At 62.7% G+C, this 15,398-nt stretch carries 11 protein-coding genes; 7 read left to right on the top strand and 4 right to left on the bottom strand.

Going from position 1 to position 15,398, the window contains the following annotated elements; genetic code table 11:
* The first annotated feature begins 45 nt into the window (after nucleotides 1-45).
* Together FIV35_RS11935 and FIV35_RS11930 are read left to right on the top strand one after the other, a co-directional pair.
* Complete coding sequence (locus tag FIV35_RS11935) at nucleotides 46-1,344, top strand: MFS transporter (RefSeq protein ID WP_034137948.1); 1,299 nt, start codon at nucleotides 46-48, stop codon at nucleotides 1,342-1,344.
* A complete protein-coding gene (locus FIV35_RS11930; protein WP_034137947.1) occupies nucleotides 1,341-2,318 on the top strand; it encodes a 2-hydroxyacid dehydrogenase in 978 nt (325 codons plus the stop codon). Before FIV35_RS11935 ends, FIV35_RS11930 begins: the two co-directional genes overlap by 4 nt.
* 63 nt (nucleotides 2,319-2,381) lie before the next feature.
* On the opposite strand, the gene FIV35_RS11925 is transcribed toward FIV35_RS11930, so the two are convergent.
* Nucleotides 2,382-4,007 carry a methyl-accepting chemotaxis protein gene (locus FIV35_RS11925; RefSeq protein ID WP_034137946.1) on the bottom strand — a complete coding sequence of 542 codons (1,626 nt, stop codon included), beginning with the start codon at nucleotides 4,005-4,007 and terminating at the stop codon, nucleotides 2,382-2,384.
* 233 nt (nucleotides 4,008-4,240) lie between these two features.
* Between FIV35_RS11925 and FIV35_RS11920 the strand changes: the two genes are divergently transcribed.
* Together FIV35_RS11920 and FIV35_RS11915 are read left to right on the top strand one after the other, a co-directional pair.
* Entirely contained in the window at nucleotides 4,241-5,668 is a 1,428-nt protein-coding gene (locus FIV35_RS11920) for a nucleobase:cation symporter-2 family protein (RefSeq protein ID WP_034097093.1), read from the top strand.
* A gap of 10 nt (nucleotides 5,669-5,678) precedes the next feature.
* Nucleotides 5,679-6,140: an LEA/WHy family protein gene (locus FIV35_RS11915; RefSeq protein ID WP_034137945.1), complete on the top strand. Its 462-nt coding sequence runs from the start codon at nucleotides 5,679-5,681 to the stop codon at nucleotides 6,138-6,140.
* Nucleotides 6,141-6,334: 194 nt separating this feature from the next.
* On the opposite strand, the gene FIV35_RS11910 is transcribed toward FIV35_RS11915, so the two are convergent.
* Nucleotides 6,335-7,261, bottom strand: coding sequence for a carbon-nitrogen hydrolase family protein (locus FIV35_RS11910; RefSeq protein WP_034137944.1), 927 nt, complete (start codon nucleotides 7,259-7,261; stop codon nucleotides 6,335-6,337).
* A gap of 86 nt (nucleotides 7,262-7,347) precedes the next feature.
* On the opposite strand from FIV35_RS11910, the gene FIV35_RS11905 reads away from it, so the two are divergent.
* A complete protein-coding gene (locus FIV35_RS11905) occupies nucleotides 7,348-8,256 on the top strand; it encodes a LysR family transcriptional regulator (protein ID WP_034137943.1) in 909 nt (302 codons plus the stop codon).
* Here FIV35_RS11905 and FIV35_RS11900 read toward each other — a convergent pair.
* Nucleotides 8,249-8,503 carry a hypothetical protein gene (locus tag FIV35_RS11900; protein ID WP_003190904.1) on the bottom strand — a complete coding sequence of 85 codons (255 nt, stop codon included), beginning with the start codon at nucleotides 8,501-8,503 and terminating at the stop codon, nucleotides 8,249-8,251. The genes FIV35_RS11905 and FIV35_RS11900 overlap by 8 nt on opposite strands.
* Nucleotides 8,504-8,666: 163 nt before the next feature.
* Here FIV35_RS11900 and FIV35_RS11895 point away from each other — a divergent pair, with 163 nt between their 5' ends.
* On the top strand, nucleotides 8,667-8,987 hold the full coding sequence (locus FIV35_RS11895) for an ElaB/YgaM/YqjD family protein (RefSeq protein WP_034097086.1): 321 nt from the start codon (nucleotides 8,667-8,669) through the stop codon (nucleotides 8,985-8,987).
* A gap of 42 nt (nucleotides 8,988-9,029) precedes the next feature.
* On the opposite strand, the gene FIV35_RS11890 is transcribed toward FIV35_RS11895, so the two are convergent.
* Nucleotides 9,030-10,064, bottom strand: a complete 1,035-nt coding sequence (locus FIV35_RS11890; RefSeq protein WP_034137942.1) for an Ldh family oxidoreductase — start codon at nucleotides 10,062-10,064, stop codon at nucleotides 9,030-9,032.
* A gap of 169 nt (nucleotides 10,065-10,233) precedes the next feature.
* Here FIV35_RS11890 and FIV35_RS11885 point away from each other — a divergent pair, with 169 nt between their 5' ends.
* Nucleotides 10,234-15,396, top strand: a complete 5,163-nt coding sequence (locus FIV35_RS11885; RefSeq protein WP_034137941.1) for a dermonecrotic toxin domain-containing protein — start codon at nucleotides 10,234-10,236, stop codon at nucleotides 15,394-15,396.
* The last annotated feature ends 2 nt before the right edge of the window (nucleotides 15,397-15,398 follow it).

Raw genomic sequence — 15,398 nt, 5'->3', positions numbered from 1 at the left:
CCAACTACCTGTTGCCACAACTACAACAAGCTCAGGAGCAAGCCCATGGAAACCGTGAAACTCGCCACCCGCCGCTGGTGGTACATCATGCCTATCGTGTTTATCACCTACAGCCTGGCGTACCTGGACCGCGCCAACTACGGCTTCGCCGCCGCCTCCGGGATGGCCGAAGACCTGATGATCACCCCCGGCATGTCGTCACTGCTGGGAGCGCTGTTCTTCCTCGGCTACTTTTTCTTCCAGGTGCCGGGGGCGATCTATGCGCAAAAGCGCAGCGTCAAGAAACTGATTTTTGTCAGCCTGATCCTGTGGGGCGGCCTGGCCACCCTCACCGGCGTGGTGTCCAACGCCTATATGCTGGTCGCCATCCGCTTTCTGCTCGGCGTGGTGGAAGCGGCAGTGATGCCGGCGATGCTGGTGTACCTGTGCCACTGGTTCACCCGCGCCGAACGCTCGCGGGCCAATACCTTTCTAATCCTCGGCAACCCGGTGACCATGTTGTGGATGTCGGTGGTGTCGGGCTACCTGGTGCAGCATTTCAGCTGGCGCTGGATGTTTATCATCGAGGGCCTGCCGGCGGTGCTGTGGGCGTTTATCTGGTGGAAGCTGGCCGATGAACGTCCCAAGGACGCCACCTGGCTGAGCGACGGGCAAAAGCAGGAACTGGAAACTGCCCTGGCCGCCGAACAGGTCGGCATCAAGGCAGTGAAGAACTACGCCGAAGCCTTCCGCTCACCCAAGGTGATCATCCTGGCCTTGCAGTTCTTTTGCTGGAGCATCGGGGTGTACGGGTTTGTGTTGTGGCTGCCGTCGATCCTCAAACAAGGCTTGCAGATGGACATGGTCGAGGCCGGCTGGCTGTCGGCACTGCCTTACCTGGCGGCGGTGATCGGCATGCTGCTGGTGAGCTGGGGCTCGGACAAGCTGCAAAAACGTAAACGCTTTGTGTGGCCACCGCTGCTGATCGCCTCCATTGCGTTCTATGCCTCCTACGTGCTCGGCGCCGAACATTTCTGGTGGTCTTACACCCTACTGGTGATTGCCGGGGCGTGCATGTATGCGCCTTACGGCCCGTTCTTCGCCATCGTGCCGGAAATCCTGCCGGCCAACGTCGCCGGCGGCGCCATGGCGCTGATCAACAGCATGGGCGCCCTCGGCTCGTTCGGCGGCTCGTACCTGGTGGGTTACCTCAACAGCAGCACCGGCTCGCCTGGCGCCTCGTACCTCTTGATGAGCGGCGCGCTGATGCTGTCGGTGGTGCTGACGATTTTCCTCAAGCCCGGCGCCAGCGACCGTCAACGCGCGCCATTGCCCCCCCTTGAATTGAAGGTAAAAGCCCAATGAAAAAGTCTGTGGTGCTGTACAAAAAACTCTCCGCGCCGCTGATGGCGCGCCTGCACGAGCAGGTGGACGTCACCCTGATCGAAGCTCTGGATGACACAGGCCTGGCCAAGCTGCGCGACGCCCTGCCGAACGCCCATGGCCTGCTGGGCGCCAGCCTGCGCCTGGACGCGCACTTGCTGGACCTGGCGCCGCAACTGGAAGCGGTGGCCAGCGTTTCCGTGGGGGTCGACAACTACGACATCGACTACCTCACCCGACGCGGCATCCTGCTCAGCAACACCCCGGACGTACTCACCGAAACCACCGCCGACACCGGCTTCGCGCTGATCCTGGCCAGCGCCCGCCGCGTGGTGGAGCTGGCCGATATGGTTCGCGCCGGGCAATGGCATAAGAACATTGGCCCGGCGCATTTCGGCAGCGATGTGCACGGCAAGACCCTGGGCATCATCGGCATGGGCCGCATCGGCGAAGCCCTGGCCCAGCGCGGGCATTTCGGCTTCGGCATGCCGGTGCTCTACCACAGCCACTCGCCCAAGCCACGGGTCGAAGAGCGCTTCGGCGCGCAGTACCGCAGCCTTGAAGACTTGCTGCAACAGGCCGATTTTGTCTGCCTGACCCTGCCGCTCACCGCCGAGACCGAAAAGCTGATCGGCGCCGAGCAGTTCGCGCTGATGGGCCCGGACACGATCTTTATCAATATTTCCCGCGGCAAAGTGGTGGACGAAGCGGCGCTGATCGAGGCGTTGCAGCAACGCACGATCCGCGCGGCGGGGCTGGATGTGTTCGAGAAGGAACCGCTGGATCACAGCTCGCCGCTGCTGCGGTTGAATAACGTAGTGGCCACGCCCCACATCGGCTCGGCGACCCACGAAACACGCGAGGCGATGGCCACCTGTGCGGTGGATAATCTGTTGGCCGCCCTGGCGGGCGAGAAGCCGAAAAACCTGGTCAACCCGACCGCCTGGAAGCAATAGCCACACCGAAGGCAAACACAGATCACCTGTGAGAGGGGGCTTGCCACCTCCCACAGAGCGGCGTCAGATCACGAACTTGGCCACCATCGCGTTCAAGTCCACCGCCAGGCGCGACAGTTCATGGCTGGCGGCGCTGGTCTGGTTGGCGCCGGAGGTGGACTGGGACGCCAGGTCGCGGATATTGACCAGGTTGCGGTCCACTTCGCGGGACACCTGGGCCTGTTCTTCCGAGGCGCTGGCGATTACCAGGTTGCGCTCGTTGATCAGGCTGATGGACTGGGTGATCTGCTCCAGCGCCACGCCGGCGGCGCGCGCCATTTCCAGGGTGTCCTGGGTGCGCTGATTGCTCTGCTGCATCGATTGCACGGCCTCGCCGGTACCATTCTGGATGCCGGCGACCATTTTCTCGATCTCCTGGGTCGACTGCGCGGTGCGATGGGCCAAGGCCCGAACTTCGTCGGCCACCACCGCAAAACCGCGCCCGGCCTCACCGGCGCGGGCCGCTTCGATCGCGGCGTTGAGGGCCAGCAGGTTGGTCTGCTCGGCAATCGCGCGGATCACGTCGAGCACCTTACCGATGTCACGCCCCTGGGTGGCCAGACCCTCGATCATCACAGCGGTGCTTTGCACGTCGTGGGTCATGGTCTGGATCGCGTCGACGGTTTGCACCACGCGGTCGCGACCTTCGCGCGCCGCCTGGTTGGACTGGCGCGAGGCTTCGGAAGTAGAAACCGCGTTGCGCGCCACTTCTTCCACCGCGGCGGTCATCTCATTGACCGCCGTGGCGGCCTGGTCGATTTCGTCGTTCTGTTGCTGCAGGCCGCGGGAGGCTTCTTCGGTGACCGCGCTCAACTCTTCAGCCGCCGAGGCCAGTTGAGTGGCCGAGCCGGCGATATGCCGGATGGTCTGGCGCAGGTTGGTCTGCATGGTGGACAACGCGCCGAGCAGGCGTGCCGGCTCGTCCTTGCCGTCGTCCTCAATCATGCCACTAAGGTTGCCGCCGGCGATGGTCTCGGCCACCTGCACGGCTTTGCGCAGCGGCGTGACGATGCTGCGGGTCAGCAGCCAGGCCAGCAGCACCGTCAACAGTGCGGCGGCGACCGAGACCACCACAATGCCGGTGATGGCGCTGTTATAGCTCTGGCCCGCTACATCATTGGCTTGCTTGGCCGCCGCGCCGTTCATCGCAATCAGTTTGTTCAGTTGCTCGCCCATCTGGTCGGTGCCGTCCTTGATCCGGGTGTTGATCAGGGTGCGCATTTCTTCGACCTTGCCGTCCCGGGACAGGCTGAGCATATCGGCCTGGGCTTTCAGATAGTTGTCCAGCGTGCTGGAGAACGTCTTGAACAGCGCCGCTTCATCCGGTCCTGCAGGCAAAGCCGCGTAGGCGGCCTGGGCCGTCTTGGCCTTGTCGACCAACACCCCAATGCGGGTTTCGGCTTCCTTGAGCGCCGCAGGTTCGCGGTTGACCAATACGCGAAACGACAGAATGCGCATGCGCAACACGTTCTCGGTCACCTGCCCCAGGAAGGTCACACTGGGCAGTTGATTGGTATTCATGTCCACCGATGCTTGACGAATCAAGGTCATACGGTTGGCCGCGAACCCACCCAACAGCACCACTAACAACGCGATAAAGGCGAAACCCAGCGAAGCGCGAGGGGCGATATTCAAATGACGAAGCGACATAGACGTGTTCTCGAAGTGAGTGCCTGCGCGCAATCCCTGCCGCGAAACGATCAATCAGCGGCAACGCGCTGCCTGACCTTGGACGCCACTGTTGTTTTTAATAGGTGGGCCTGTAAGCAGTATCGGCAAGGATTGGGAATTTATGCAGGGCGCTTATAAATATTTTTTTACACTTCTGAGCATCGGCGCTTTCTGGCATCCTGCGCCTCCCTTTTCCGACCCGAGCCCATATTTTGTCTGACGCTCAAGCCCCCCGCCCCCGCTATAAATCCGACCTGATCTACGGCCTGGAAGACCGTCCGCACTTCAGCGCGGCGATCTTCGCTGCGCTGCAGCATGTGCTGGCCAGTTTTGTCGGCATCATCACCCCGACCCTGATCGTCGGCGGTGTACTCGGCCTGGAAAGCGAAGTGCCGTACCTGGTGAGCATGGCGCTGTTCGTCTCGGGCCTGGGCACCTTTGTCCAAGCGCGTACGTTCGGCCCCATCGGCTCGGGCTTGCTGTGCCTGCAAGGCACCAGTTTTTCGTTTATCAGCGTGATTCTCAGCGCCGGCTTTATGGTCAAGGCCCGCGGCGGCGGCACCGATGAAATTCTCTCGACGATCTTCGGCATCTGCTTCTTTGCAGCGTTTATCGAAGTGGTGCTCAGCCAGTTCATCGGCAAACTGCGCAAACTCATCACCCCGGTGGTGACCGGCACCATCATCACCTTGATGGGCCTGTCCTTGATCAAGGTGGCCGTCACCGACATGGCCGGCGGCTTCGGCGCCAGCGACCTCGGCGCGGCCGGCAATATGGGCCTGGCGGCCCTGGTGTTGCTGACCATCGTGGTGCTCAACCGCTTCAATAACCCGTTCCTGCGCCTGGGTTCGATCGTGATCGGCCTGACCCTGGGCTTTGTGGTGGCCTGGTGGCTGGGCCGCGTCGATATGGCGGCGCTGCCCCAGGTGCCGTTGATCAGCGTACCGGTGCCGTTCAAGTACGGGTTTTCGTTCGACTGGGTGGCGTTTATTCCAGTGGCGGTGATCTTCCTGATTTCGCCGTTGGAAGCCGCCGGCGACCTGACCGCCAACTCGATGATTTCCCAGCAGCCGGTCAAGGGCCCGCTGTATATCAAACGCATCAAGTCCGGCCTGCTGGCCGACGGCCTCAACTCGGCGATGGCCGCCACGTTCAACAGCCTGCCGATGGTGACCTTTGCCCAGAACAATGGGGTGATCCAACTGACCGGCGTGGCCAGCCGCTATGTGGCGTACTTCATCGCCGGCCTGCTGGTGCTGCTGGGGCTGTTCCCCATGATCGGCGCGGTGCTGCAACTGATGCCCAAACCGGTGCTGGGCGGCGCCACGCTGATCATGTTCGGCACCGTGGCGGTGGCCGGTATCAAGATCCTCGCCGAGGCCGGCCTGCACCGGCGCAACGTCCTGATCGTGGCGATCTCCCTGGGCATGGGCCTGGGCGTCGCCGCCGTGCCGGAAGTGCTGCGCGAGTTGCCCAAGGCGCTGCATAACATCTTCGAATCGCCGATCACCGTAGGAGCGTTCTGTGCCATCCTGCTGAACATTTTCCTGCCCGAAGAGTTCATAGAGCTGGAAGAAGATGAATTCGATCCGGAGTCCTCTACCCTCAAGGTGATGCAAGACCCGGACGTCACGAACTAGGAGCCCTCACATGCGCAAGCTCATGGTGTTATCGCTGCTGCTACTGACCCTGAGCGCCTGCGCGCTGTTTCCGAACCGCGACCCGGTGAACATCAACGTGGTGGGCATCGAACCGCTGCAAAGCCAGGATCTGGAAGTGCGCTTCGCCGTCAAACTGCGGGTGCAGAACCCCAACGAAACGGCGATTGATTACAACGGCGTGGCTCTCGATCTGGAAGTCAACGGCCGGCCGTTGGCCTCAGGCGTGAGCGACCAGGCCGGCAGCATCCCACGCTTCTCGGAGACCGTTCTGACGGTGCCGGTCAGCGTTTCGGCATTTTCGGTGTTGCGTCAAACCCTGGGCCTGAGCCAGACCCAGAGTTTGAACAACCTGCCCTATGTGCTGCGGGGCAAACTGGCCGGGGGGCTGTTCGGCACCATGCGTTTCGTTGACCGGGGTACGTTGGATATGCCTAACGGCGCGACGTGGTAAAGCCTGCGCAACCGACCGATACCCCGCCATCGGGGGCAAGCCCCCTCCCACATGTTGGCCCATGGGCAAATTTGGACGCACACAGCCCCCCTGTGGCAGGGAGCTTGCTCCCGATGGCAGTGGCAAAGTCAACATATCGACTGGCTGGCTCTGCGCCATCGGGACGAGCCCTCCCCAGCCTTCCCGCCACTGCTTCAGTCCGTGATATAGCGCACGCCGGGTTTGGCGCGTTCATCCACCACCAGCTCGAACACATCCGGCCGTGCGTAATGCCCCACCACGTCGTAGTCATACCGCGCGCGCACCAGGTCGTCGGTATCAATCTGCGCCGTCAGCAGCCCCGCTTCGCCCACCAGCGGCCCGGCCAGGATGTCGCCCATAGGGCCGACAATCACGCTGCCGCCTGCAATCAACGGGCGGTCAGAAGGCCAGTTGGCAATCTTCACGCCGAGGGCTTCGGGCGACGCCTGCACCTGGCAAGCGCTGACCACGAAACAGCGGCCTTCATGGGCTACATGGCGCATGCTCACCTGCCACATCTCGCGCTCGTCCACGGTGGGTGCACACCAGACTTCCACGCCCTTGGCGTACATCGCGGTGCGCAGCAGCGGCATCATGTTTTCCCAGCACACCGCGCCGCCGATACGGCCCACCGCGGCATCGATCACCGGCAAGGTGGAACCGTCACCCTTGCCCCAGATCAGCCGCTCGGTGCCGGTAGGCATCAGTTTGCGGTGCTTGGCCACCAGGCCGCCGGCGGGTTCGAAATACAGCACCGTGCAGTACAAGGTATTGCCGCTGCGCTCGATCACGCCCAGCACCAGGCTGGCGCCCGTGCGCGCCGATAACCCGGCCAGGGCGTCGGTTTCCGCGCCAGGTACATCGATGGCATTGGCAAAGTAACGGGCGAAGGCTTCGCGGCCTTCGGGCAGGCGATAACCCAGTTGCGTACCGAACCCTTCGCCTTTGGGGTAGCCACCGAGGAGCGCCTCGGGCATCACCACCAATTGCGCGCCGCTGCGGCGGATCTGGTCTTCATAACCGAGGATCTGTTCCAGGGTGTCGGCCTTGCCGCCCGGTAGGGAGCCGATTTGCAAGGCCGCGACGGTAGAAATAGGCATAACGTTCACTCCGATGATTGGCTGGGGGTTGCCCATTCTCCCGCCATCCCGGATCATGAATAAAGCCCACTTCAGTACTGAATGATATGAGCCAAATGAATATCGCCCAGGTCGATCTGAACCTGCTCAAAACCTTCGAAGCACTCCATGACGAGTCCAGCGCCAGCCGCGCCGCCTTGCGCCTGGGCGTGACCCAATCGGCCATCAGCGCTGGGCTGCGGCGCTTGCGCCAGGTGTACGGCGACCCGTTGTTTGTGCGCACCGGTCGTGGCCTGGCGCCGACGTTGCGGGCCAACCAACTCAAACCGGTGATCAGTGAAGCACTGGACCGTTGCCGCCAGAGCCTGGCCATGGTCGACCCGGTCAATCAGCAGTACCAGGGGCGTTCGGTGGTGGTGGGTTTGTCCGATGACTTTGAAATCGCCTATGGCCGTCGGTTGATGACGCAGATCGCACAACGCCTGCCGCAATTGCGCGTGATCTTTCGCCAGACCCATAGCCAGATTGTCGCCGGCGCGCTGCTCGACCGCACACTGGACCTGGCGATCACCGCCGGCGGTTTTGCCCAGGGCCGGTTAAGCCGACAGGTGTTGGGCGAAGGGGATTACCGCTGCCTGGTGGACCCGGACAGCCTGGCGCCCGGTCAGCAAAGTATCGACCTGGATGAGTTTGTGCGCCGCGCCCATGTGCTGGTGTCGTCCGGCGGGTTTATCGGGATCACCGACGAGGGGCTGGCGGCGCAGGGGCTGAGCCGCCATGTGTGCGCCTCCACCAGCCACTTCGCCGCGCTGCCGTTTCTACTCAAAGGCAGCCAGGCCGTTGCCACCATCCCCGGACATGCGGCGCAGGCCATTGCCGAGATGACCGGCCTGCGCGTGCTGAGCTGCCCGTTGGCGCTGCCGCGCTACCCGGTGGAACTGGGATGGCGCACCCAGGCTCAGCTCGATCCGATGTTGCTGAAAGTCCGCGAAGCGATTGTGGCGAGCTTTACTTAGCTGCTGCCATCAGTTTGTTGACTTCGCTGCGCACCATGTTGGAAAACTCCGGCGGCGACATGCCGTCCAGTTCCGCACGGACCCACTCGGCCCATTTGCCCTTGCGCTTAGCGCGCTCGCCGAACAACCGCGCGGCTTCGCCCTTGGCCTTGCCCAGATTGGTTTGCCACAGGTCGTAGAGGCGCGACTTTTCATCTTCCAGCTCGGCGCGTTCGGCGAGGGTCTTGTTGGCGAGATTGAAGCTCATGTTGAATTACCTGCTGCACAAATAGGTGGCATCTTACACTGTAGGTCGAAATTTCCTGATTCGGATTTTGCCCGGCACTGCGCCCCAGCAAAAAAAAAGCAACTTTTAAGGGCGCCGGGTACTCCATTGTTCACTGTTACATTCACTTGCAAGGAGTCACCCCATGGCCCGCAAAACCGCCGCGCAAACCGCCGCCGACCAAATCAAGGACCAAGCTTTCAGTGAGCTCGCCGCGCTGATCGAAGAGTCCGACAAGTTGCTCAAGAGCAGCGCCAACCTGGTGGGCGAAGAAGGAGAGACCCTGCGTGAGCAGGTCGCCCTGAAGCTCAAACAAGCCATGGACTCCGTGACCAACGTACGTGAGCGCACCCAACCGATGGTCGATGCGACCGAAACCTATATCGGTGGCCACCCGTGGCAGACCGTCGCCATCTCGGCAGGCTTCGGCCTGGTGGTTGGCCTGTTGCTGGGTCGTCGCAACTAAACGTCGCCCGTCGCGCCGCTGCCACGCAGCGGCGTTTCAATATCAGTTGGCCCAGTCACGCAACTGATTCAACGCCTGAAGTTCCACTTCAACCCCCTGCCCCAGCGACTTCGCCCGAGTGCGATGGCGCCGATCCCCCGGTAACCGCCGCAACCCTACGGCATGCATCTGCCGCACCAGTTCCTGGCTGCGCTCGGCAAAACTTTGCCCGGCGGTTTTGCTCGGGTCGATAACAATCAACAGTTGCCCGGTCCATGGCGTACGCGCGCCAGGGTGTTCGGCCCAGTTGAATTCGAAGGAAAAGTGCCCGCCGGTCAGGGCCGCCGCCAGCAGCTCGACCATCATCGACAGCGCCGAGCCCTTGTGCCCGCCGAACGGCAACAGCGCACCGCCTTCCAGCACGGCCTTGGGATCGGTGGTGGGCTGACCGAGGCTGTCCACCCCCATGCCCGGCGGCAAACGTTCGCCCTTGCGCGCGGCGATCTGCACGTCGCCATGGGCGATGGCGCTGGTGGCCAGGTCGAAGACAATCGGCGGGCCGTCGGCGCGCGGCGCCGCGAACGCAATAGGGTTGGTGCCGAACAACGGGCGATCGGCGCCGTGGGGCACCACGCAGGTCATGCTGTTGACCACGCTCAGCGCCACCAGCCCCTCTTCGGCGAACGGCTCGACATCCGGCCACAGCGCCGCGAAGTGATGAGAATTGTGAATCGCCAGCAAGGCGATGCCGGCACTGCGCGCCTTGCTCACCAGCAGTGGCCGGGCCGCCGCCAGTGCCGGCTGGGCGAACCCATTGCCGGCATCCACCCGCACAAAACCGGACGCCACATCCGTGACCACCGGAATGGCCTTGCCGTCGACCCAGCCGCTGGCCAGGGTGCTGAGGTAACCGGGGATACGGAAGATGCCGTGGCTATGGGCGCCGTCGCGTTCGGCACTGGCGCAATTGTGCGCAAGGATCGCGGCCACTTCCGGCGACGTGCCGTGCTGGACGAACACCCTGTGCAGCAACGCCACCAGTTCGGTGAAGCCGATAAGGGTATGGGGACTGTCGACGATCGGGGACTGGGCAGACATCTGTAGCTCCGATTTTAGAATTGGAAGAGACAACAAGAATCCAGACGCTCGATTAAACAACGCCCCATGTGTCTGCTGTCAACGGGCGCCCCCAGTTATCTACCGCCATCCGCGCCGCCGCGCCGCCTACCGTGAAGCCTCATCCCGCCGCCTTGCTGGAGAGCGCACCATGGCGAACCTCACGCCCCCGTATTTCTTCGATGAGTTCCTGCAAAACGTCAAACGCAAGACCCCCACGCCCCGCGAGCGCGCGCTCGGGTTCTCGGTCAGGGACCTCGATTGGCTGCACACGCTGTACTACGCCACCCATGCCGCGCGTATCGACCCCAGCGTGCAGCGTTACCCGATGCACGTCGAACGCTTGTCGGTCAACCGGCCCGACCACGCCCCCGTGCCCCTGGCGGGTGTGTTCATGATGAGCCCGACACCCGATGACCACAAAGCCGTGCTGTTTACCCCCTACGGCGGCCTGGAACAGTTCGACAGCCGCGCCGCGCTGCTCCATGAGGTGGACGAACGCCTGACGCAGCCAAGCCGGCGCGCCGAACTCCTGCAATTTCTGGCGATTGTCGAACGCGACGGCTTGCCCAGCACAGAACCGCTGAAGACAACGGGCACGGTGATTCCAGGCGCGGTGATGCAAGACCAGGAACAAACCATCCTGGCCGGCCAACAACACAACGTCACGACGATGCTGGAGGAACTGCGCAAGCTCCCCGACCTGCGCGGCATGCTCGACACTCTGCTGGGCATCATGGCCCGCTCGTACTTTCCGGGGCTGGACCAGCGCGACACGCGGGTGAATTTTTTCACCCAGCCCACGCCGATGGATGAGAGTCGCTGGGTGGCCTCCGAGTCATTGCGCGATGCGCTGCTGCAGTTTTACGTCAAGCAAGCCTGGCCGGCGAACCAGACTCACACGTATTTCAATGTGGGCCATGACGACAGCGCACACACCGCACAACAGAGGGCCCAGGACCACCAGCGCTGGGACAGTCTGGTCGAACAGACCAGCGGCATCCTCTCTAAGCTGTTGAACAGCCTGCTGCAAACCTACTGGAATGAAGATTTCAACCGCGGTCAGTCGCGCCTGCGTTTTTTTGCGCGGGTCATGAGCGACAAGTTTCGCGCCGACCTGCTGTTCAAGCAGCAGGGCCTGGTCCTGTCCAGCCAGGAAAGCCTGGACCTGCGTGCGCTGTTCCTTCCCGACCAGGCGGCGCGTAGCGCCTATGCCAGCCATCTGAGAATAGAAAAGGTCCGTGTGCATGCCCCGTTCCAACACTATGTGGAGCTGGCCAGCACGCTGATGATCAGCGATAGCCAGGCCTACCTCTACACCCAATCGCGGGGATTGCAGGTACTCAAAAACCTGGACGACCTCAAAGATGCCTTGTTGCAGATGCTCAGGACGGCGGGCCACGAGGACGAACTGCTGCACTTTCTGTCGGTGGATGAACGCAGTGCGTTCGTGGGCATGGAACATATCCAAGTGACCGGCAAGCCCATCGCGGGCGATGTGTTCCAGGCAATGATCGAGGACATTGTCACCAAGCAGTCCGACAATCTGGACTATGCCTTGGGGCTCTATCGGCGCAGCAACGGCGTAATCGACCTGGCCGCGCTGCTCGACACTGCACTGGACGTGCGCAGCATGCTCGACACGCGGCTGCTGGAGCAGGAGGCCGATGGGCGCTGGACCCTTCACCCCATCACCAGCGGCAATGGCCGCCCTACTACCGTGCAATCGGAGAAGGCCAAGGTGCACCTGGAACGTTTGCAGGCGGTGGACGCGGCCATGGTGCTGGAACGTAACCGGCAGCCGACCTTGCGCAGCCTGGTCGCCCATGCACTGGACACCGAGTTGGCCAAGCGTCTGCTCGAGCTCAAGGCCGAGCACGTCTATATCAATACCTATGTCACCCCCGCCGCAGAGCGCGAAGAGCGTGCGCCCCATACGTCATTGAGCATGGTCGAGCACTTTATCGCGCGTCTGGCCGGGCAAGCCGATCGGCTCACCGAGTCGGCCCTGACCTGGTTCTACACGGAACAGAGCGCCGGCGTGGCCTACCAGTTGCACAACCTGACCATCGACAGTTTCAACGCCGTCATCGAACAGGTGCTCAGCACGTTCGCGCAACGGGACCTGCGTACCCTGCCCCACCTGCTGCTGGAGAATAACCGGGCGCACCTGAGCCAGGGCATGTTGCAGGGGCTGCGCGGCGAAACCGAATTGAGGCGCCTGGACCATAGCCTGCCGCCCTCTGCCCTGGCGTTACTCGACAGCGCCCTCAATGCCGACGGCATGAGCCGGCTGACCCGCCATGGCCTGAATGGGTTTATCCCGGATGCGTTCAGCCTGAGCCTGTTCCTGGGCACCGCTACCGAGCCTCAGCCCCTGGCCAATGCCTTTGTACTGACCGAGCGCGGTGGCATCGACCCCATCCACTCGGGCACCGCCCTGCTGTGGACCCCACGGGGTGGCTATGAGGCGTTTGCGTCGATCCAGGCCCTGCGCGACAAGCTCGAACAGCGCTTGCAAAACCCCGTGCAGCGTCTGCCCCTGCTGGAGAACCTGCCGGTGTCGCGGCGCATCCCTCACCATGCCTGTCGCCTGGGGCCCTTGCAGCGAATCGACGAACACCTGCTGCACAACCGTCAGCAGAGCTACAGCGACTTCACCCGCGACGAAATCGACCAGGTGCTGGCGATGGGGCTCAGCGCCACGCGCTTCCAGGACTGCATGGACCGCCTGATCCGGCGTCAAACCCCGTCCAATCTGCCCAGGTCGATCACCCTGGCGCGCGCCCTGATCCACCAACAAGCGCTGCCAGTCTGGCTGGGCATGGCGCGGCCCCACGAACAGATCCTGCAGGCCGAGCTGCTTGAGCAATATCGCGTCAGTGCGCCTGACGAACGGGACTATCTGCACAGCATCGTGCCCCTGCGCGAACACATCTTCAGTACCCTCTCAACCCTGCTCGGCGCGCGGTTCCCAGGCCAGGTGTACAACCCGGATCACGTGCTGATTCCCGGACGTATCGACCTCGAAGGCCACACCCAGACCCTGACGGACTTCGCGTTGCGGCACCTGCCCGATCTGCGCGCCGAGACGATCCGCCCGCGCTCGCGCACCAGCGTCCCACTGCCGGAGAAACTCGACGGCGCGGCCATCGTGCAATTGGTGCGACAACTGGATTTGAAAACGCTGTACCGCCAAGTGTTGAGCGGCCTGCTCCAGGGGCAGAGCGACGACGCGCGTGAGCGGCGCCGCCTATTCTGCCGGCAGCTGCCGTGGCAATTGTTGCAGTACGCCCATGAACAAACCCTCACTGAACGGCTGTCCGCCACGGCCTGGGGTTTTATTCGGCAAGTCTTCGACATGCCCGACGCCGTGGCCCGTGCGGCGGTGCATGGGGTTACGGCGATGATCCGCCCGCTGGAGCTGATCGCCACCGCCGGCGCCAGTCACGCCAAGGTATTGGGCTGTTACCTGATCGGCCCCAAGCCCGGCGCGTCCGGGCCGTTGGTGCTGTATGCACCGTACAGCCCCAAACATTTGTTGAAAGAGTTCCCCAGCGAGGCGGCGCTCCTACACGAATTCACCAGCCCTGGCGCGCTACAGGAATGGGTGATCGGGCAGTTGCAAGCGCCCCATCAAGCCACTTACCGCAATCTGCTGAGTGAGCGCTGGCGCCCGGATCTCTCGGACATCCGCTTGGGTGACTCGCCCATCGCCGGTAATCTGCTCAACCGACTGTTCGACGACAATACCCAGATGCTGCTGCAGATGCTGGCCGGCCAGTTTTGCGCGTCAGGCAAGACACATTGGGACGCGGTGACCAGCCTGTTGAGCAAGGGCATTCCCAAGAGCCTGCAATTTATGGCGGGCAAACTGACCTACCCGCTGACGGTATGGCGCAGCTACCAACTGTTCAAAACATCGGCCGAAGACTTACAGGAACACCGCTGGCAGCACTCGCTCAAAACCTTTGTCGCGGGCGTGGCCGAACTGGCCTCGTTGCGCAAAGCGCTGGACCAGTGGCTGCCGCCAACCCCACCCAGCGAACAACCGCTGCCCTTTGACGACTGGCTAGATGCCCCTGCCCCCGTGGCCGCCAGCCTGGACGAGCTGGACCTGACCGCACCTGGGCGAACCGCCTTGCAAACCTTCGAAAATCACCAGGTTGCCCTGAGCGACCTGGAGCGCAGCGCGCCACCCTTCGTGTACACCGACAACGACACGCGCACGCATTTCGTGCCATTGGCGGGAAAGGTCTATTCGGTGAGAAAAGCCGGGGAACGCTGGCGCCTGAGCCGTGACGAGCAGCACGGCCCTTATGTGCGAGCCAACGCCCAGGGCGAATGGACCCTGGACCTGGACCGCCATCATCCGCGCTACGGCAAAACCTTGAGCCGCTACGCGGGCAAAATGCAAACTTGGGCGGCGGAGCGCGACGCTATCAATATCGAGGCGGTGGGCATGCGCGAAATTGCCGCCCTGTCGAGCTGGAAGGCCCAGTGCATCGACGAAGCGCTCAACGTCGCGACCTATTACGCGGTGACCTGCAAACGCAACCTGCTGCACTTTGCACCGCTGCGCGAACCCGGCAGCCGGCTGGGACGGTTCTTCAGTGAGTTGTTCGGCGTGGTCACGCTGACCGGCGAGCAGGTGCAACGAATTGAGCGACGCGTCGACGAAGTGCTCGATGAGCTGATCAACCATACCCTGGTCGGCCCTGACTCCCAGCGCTTCGTCTGCGGCACCCATCGCTACAGCCCGCAAAACACTTTCGCTTTCGTGCTACCCGAGGACCGGGAACAGAAAATCTACCTGGTCGACCGCTTTTTCGATCCGCCGCTGGACATCTATCAGAATCGCCTCACGACACCCTTCAACATCTCTGCCCATGCCCGCGCCACCACGTTGATTCATGAGATCACCCACCTCAAGTCCTTGACTGAAGACCTGGCGTACCTGGACAGCATGCGGCCGTTCCACGACCTGATTAACCTCAACATCAGTGGCGCCAGGCGAATGCACACGGATCTGGCCGACTTGCGCGATACCGCGCTCTCCACACTCACCCCGGCCACCATGCTGTTCAGAACGTGGGACGAGTTCACCCAGCAATGGGAAGACTTTGGAGCCAGTCGTGGGACTTCGCCGCAAAAGGACAAGGTGTTGAGTACTACCGGGACGCGAACCCTGGACGATGCGCGGGCGGTGTTTATGAGTGACGCCAACAAGCGAATCGATACGATTTTGGCCAACGCCGATTCGGTGACTTACCTGATCAGCCAGCTCGGCAGGGAATTGGATGCGGGAGCCTGAAC

It is taken from the genome of Pseudomonas rhodesiae (genome assembly GCF_007858255.1).
GTDB classification, from domain to species: Bacteria; Pseudomonadota; Gammaproteobacteria; order Pseudomonadales; family Pseudomonadaceae; genus Aquipseudomonas; species Aquipseudomonas rhodesiae.
This window is presented reverse-complemented; position numbering and strand designations above follow the sequence as displayed.

Coding starts and splice junctions, on each gene's coding strand:
- FIV35_RS11935 (WP_034137948.1), top strand. CDS start 46: ATGGAAACCGTGAAACTCGCCACCCGCCGCTGGTGGTACATCATGCCT.
- FIV35_RS11930 (WP_034137947.1), top strand. CDS start 1,341: ATGAAAAAGTCTGTGGTGCTGTACAAAAAACTCTCCGCGCCGCTGATG.
- FIV35_RS11925 (WP_034137946.1), bottom strand. CDS start 4,007: ATGTCGCTTCGTCATTTGAATATCGCCCCTCGCGCTTCGCTGGGTTTC.
- FIV35_RS11915 (WP_034137945.1), top strand. CDS start 5,679: ATGCGCAAGCTCATGGTGTTATCGCTGCTGCTACTGACCCTGAGCGCC.
- FIV35_RS11910 (WP_034137944.1), bottom strand. CDS start 7,261: ATGCCTATTTCTACCGTCGCGGCCTTGCAAATCGGCTCCCTACCGGGC.
- FIV35_RS11905 (WP_034137943.1), top strand. CDS start 7,348: ATGAGCCAAATGAATATCGCCCAGGTCGATCTGAACCTGCTCAAAACC.
- FIV35_RS11900 (WP_003190904.1), bottom strand. CDS start 8,503: ATGAGCTTCAATCTCGCCAACAAGACCCTCGCCGAACGCGCCGAGCTG.
- FIV35_RS11895 (WP_034097086.1), top strand. CDS start 8,667: ATGGCCCGCAAAACCGCCGCGCAAACCGCCGCCGACCAAATCAAGGAC.
- FIV35_RS11890 (WP_034137942.1), bottom strand. CDS start 10,064: ATGTCTGCCCAGTCCCCGATCGTCGACAGTCCCCATACCCTTATCGGC.
- FIV35_RS11885 (WP_034137941.1), top strand. CDS start 10,234: ATGGCGAACCTCACGCCCCCGTATTTCTTCGATGAGTTCCTGCAAAAC.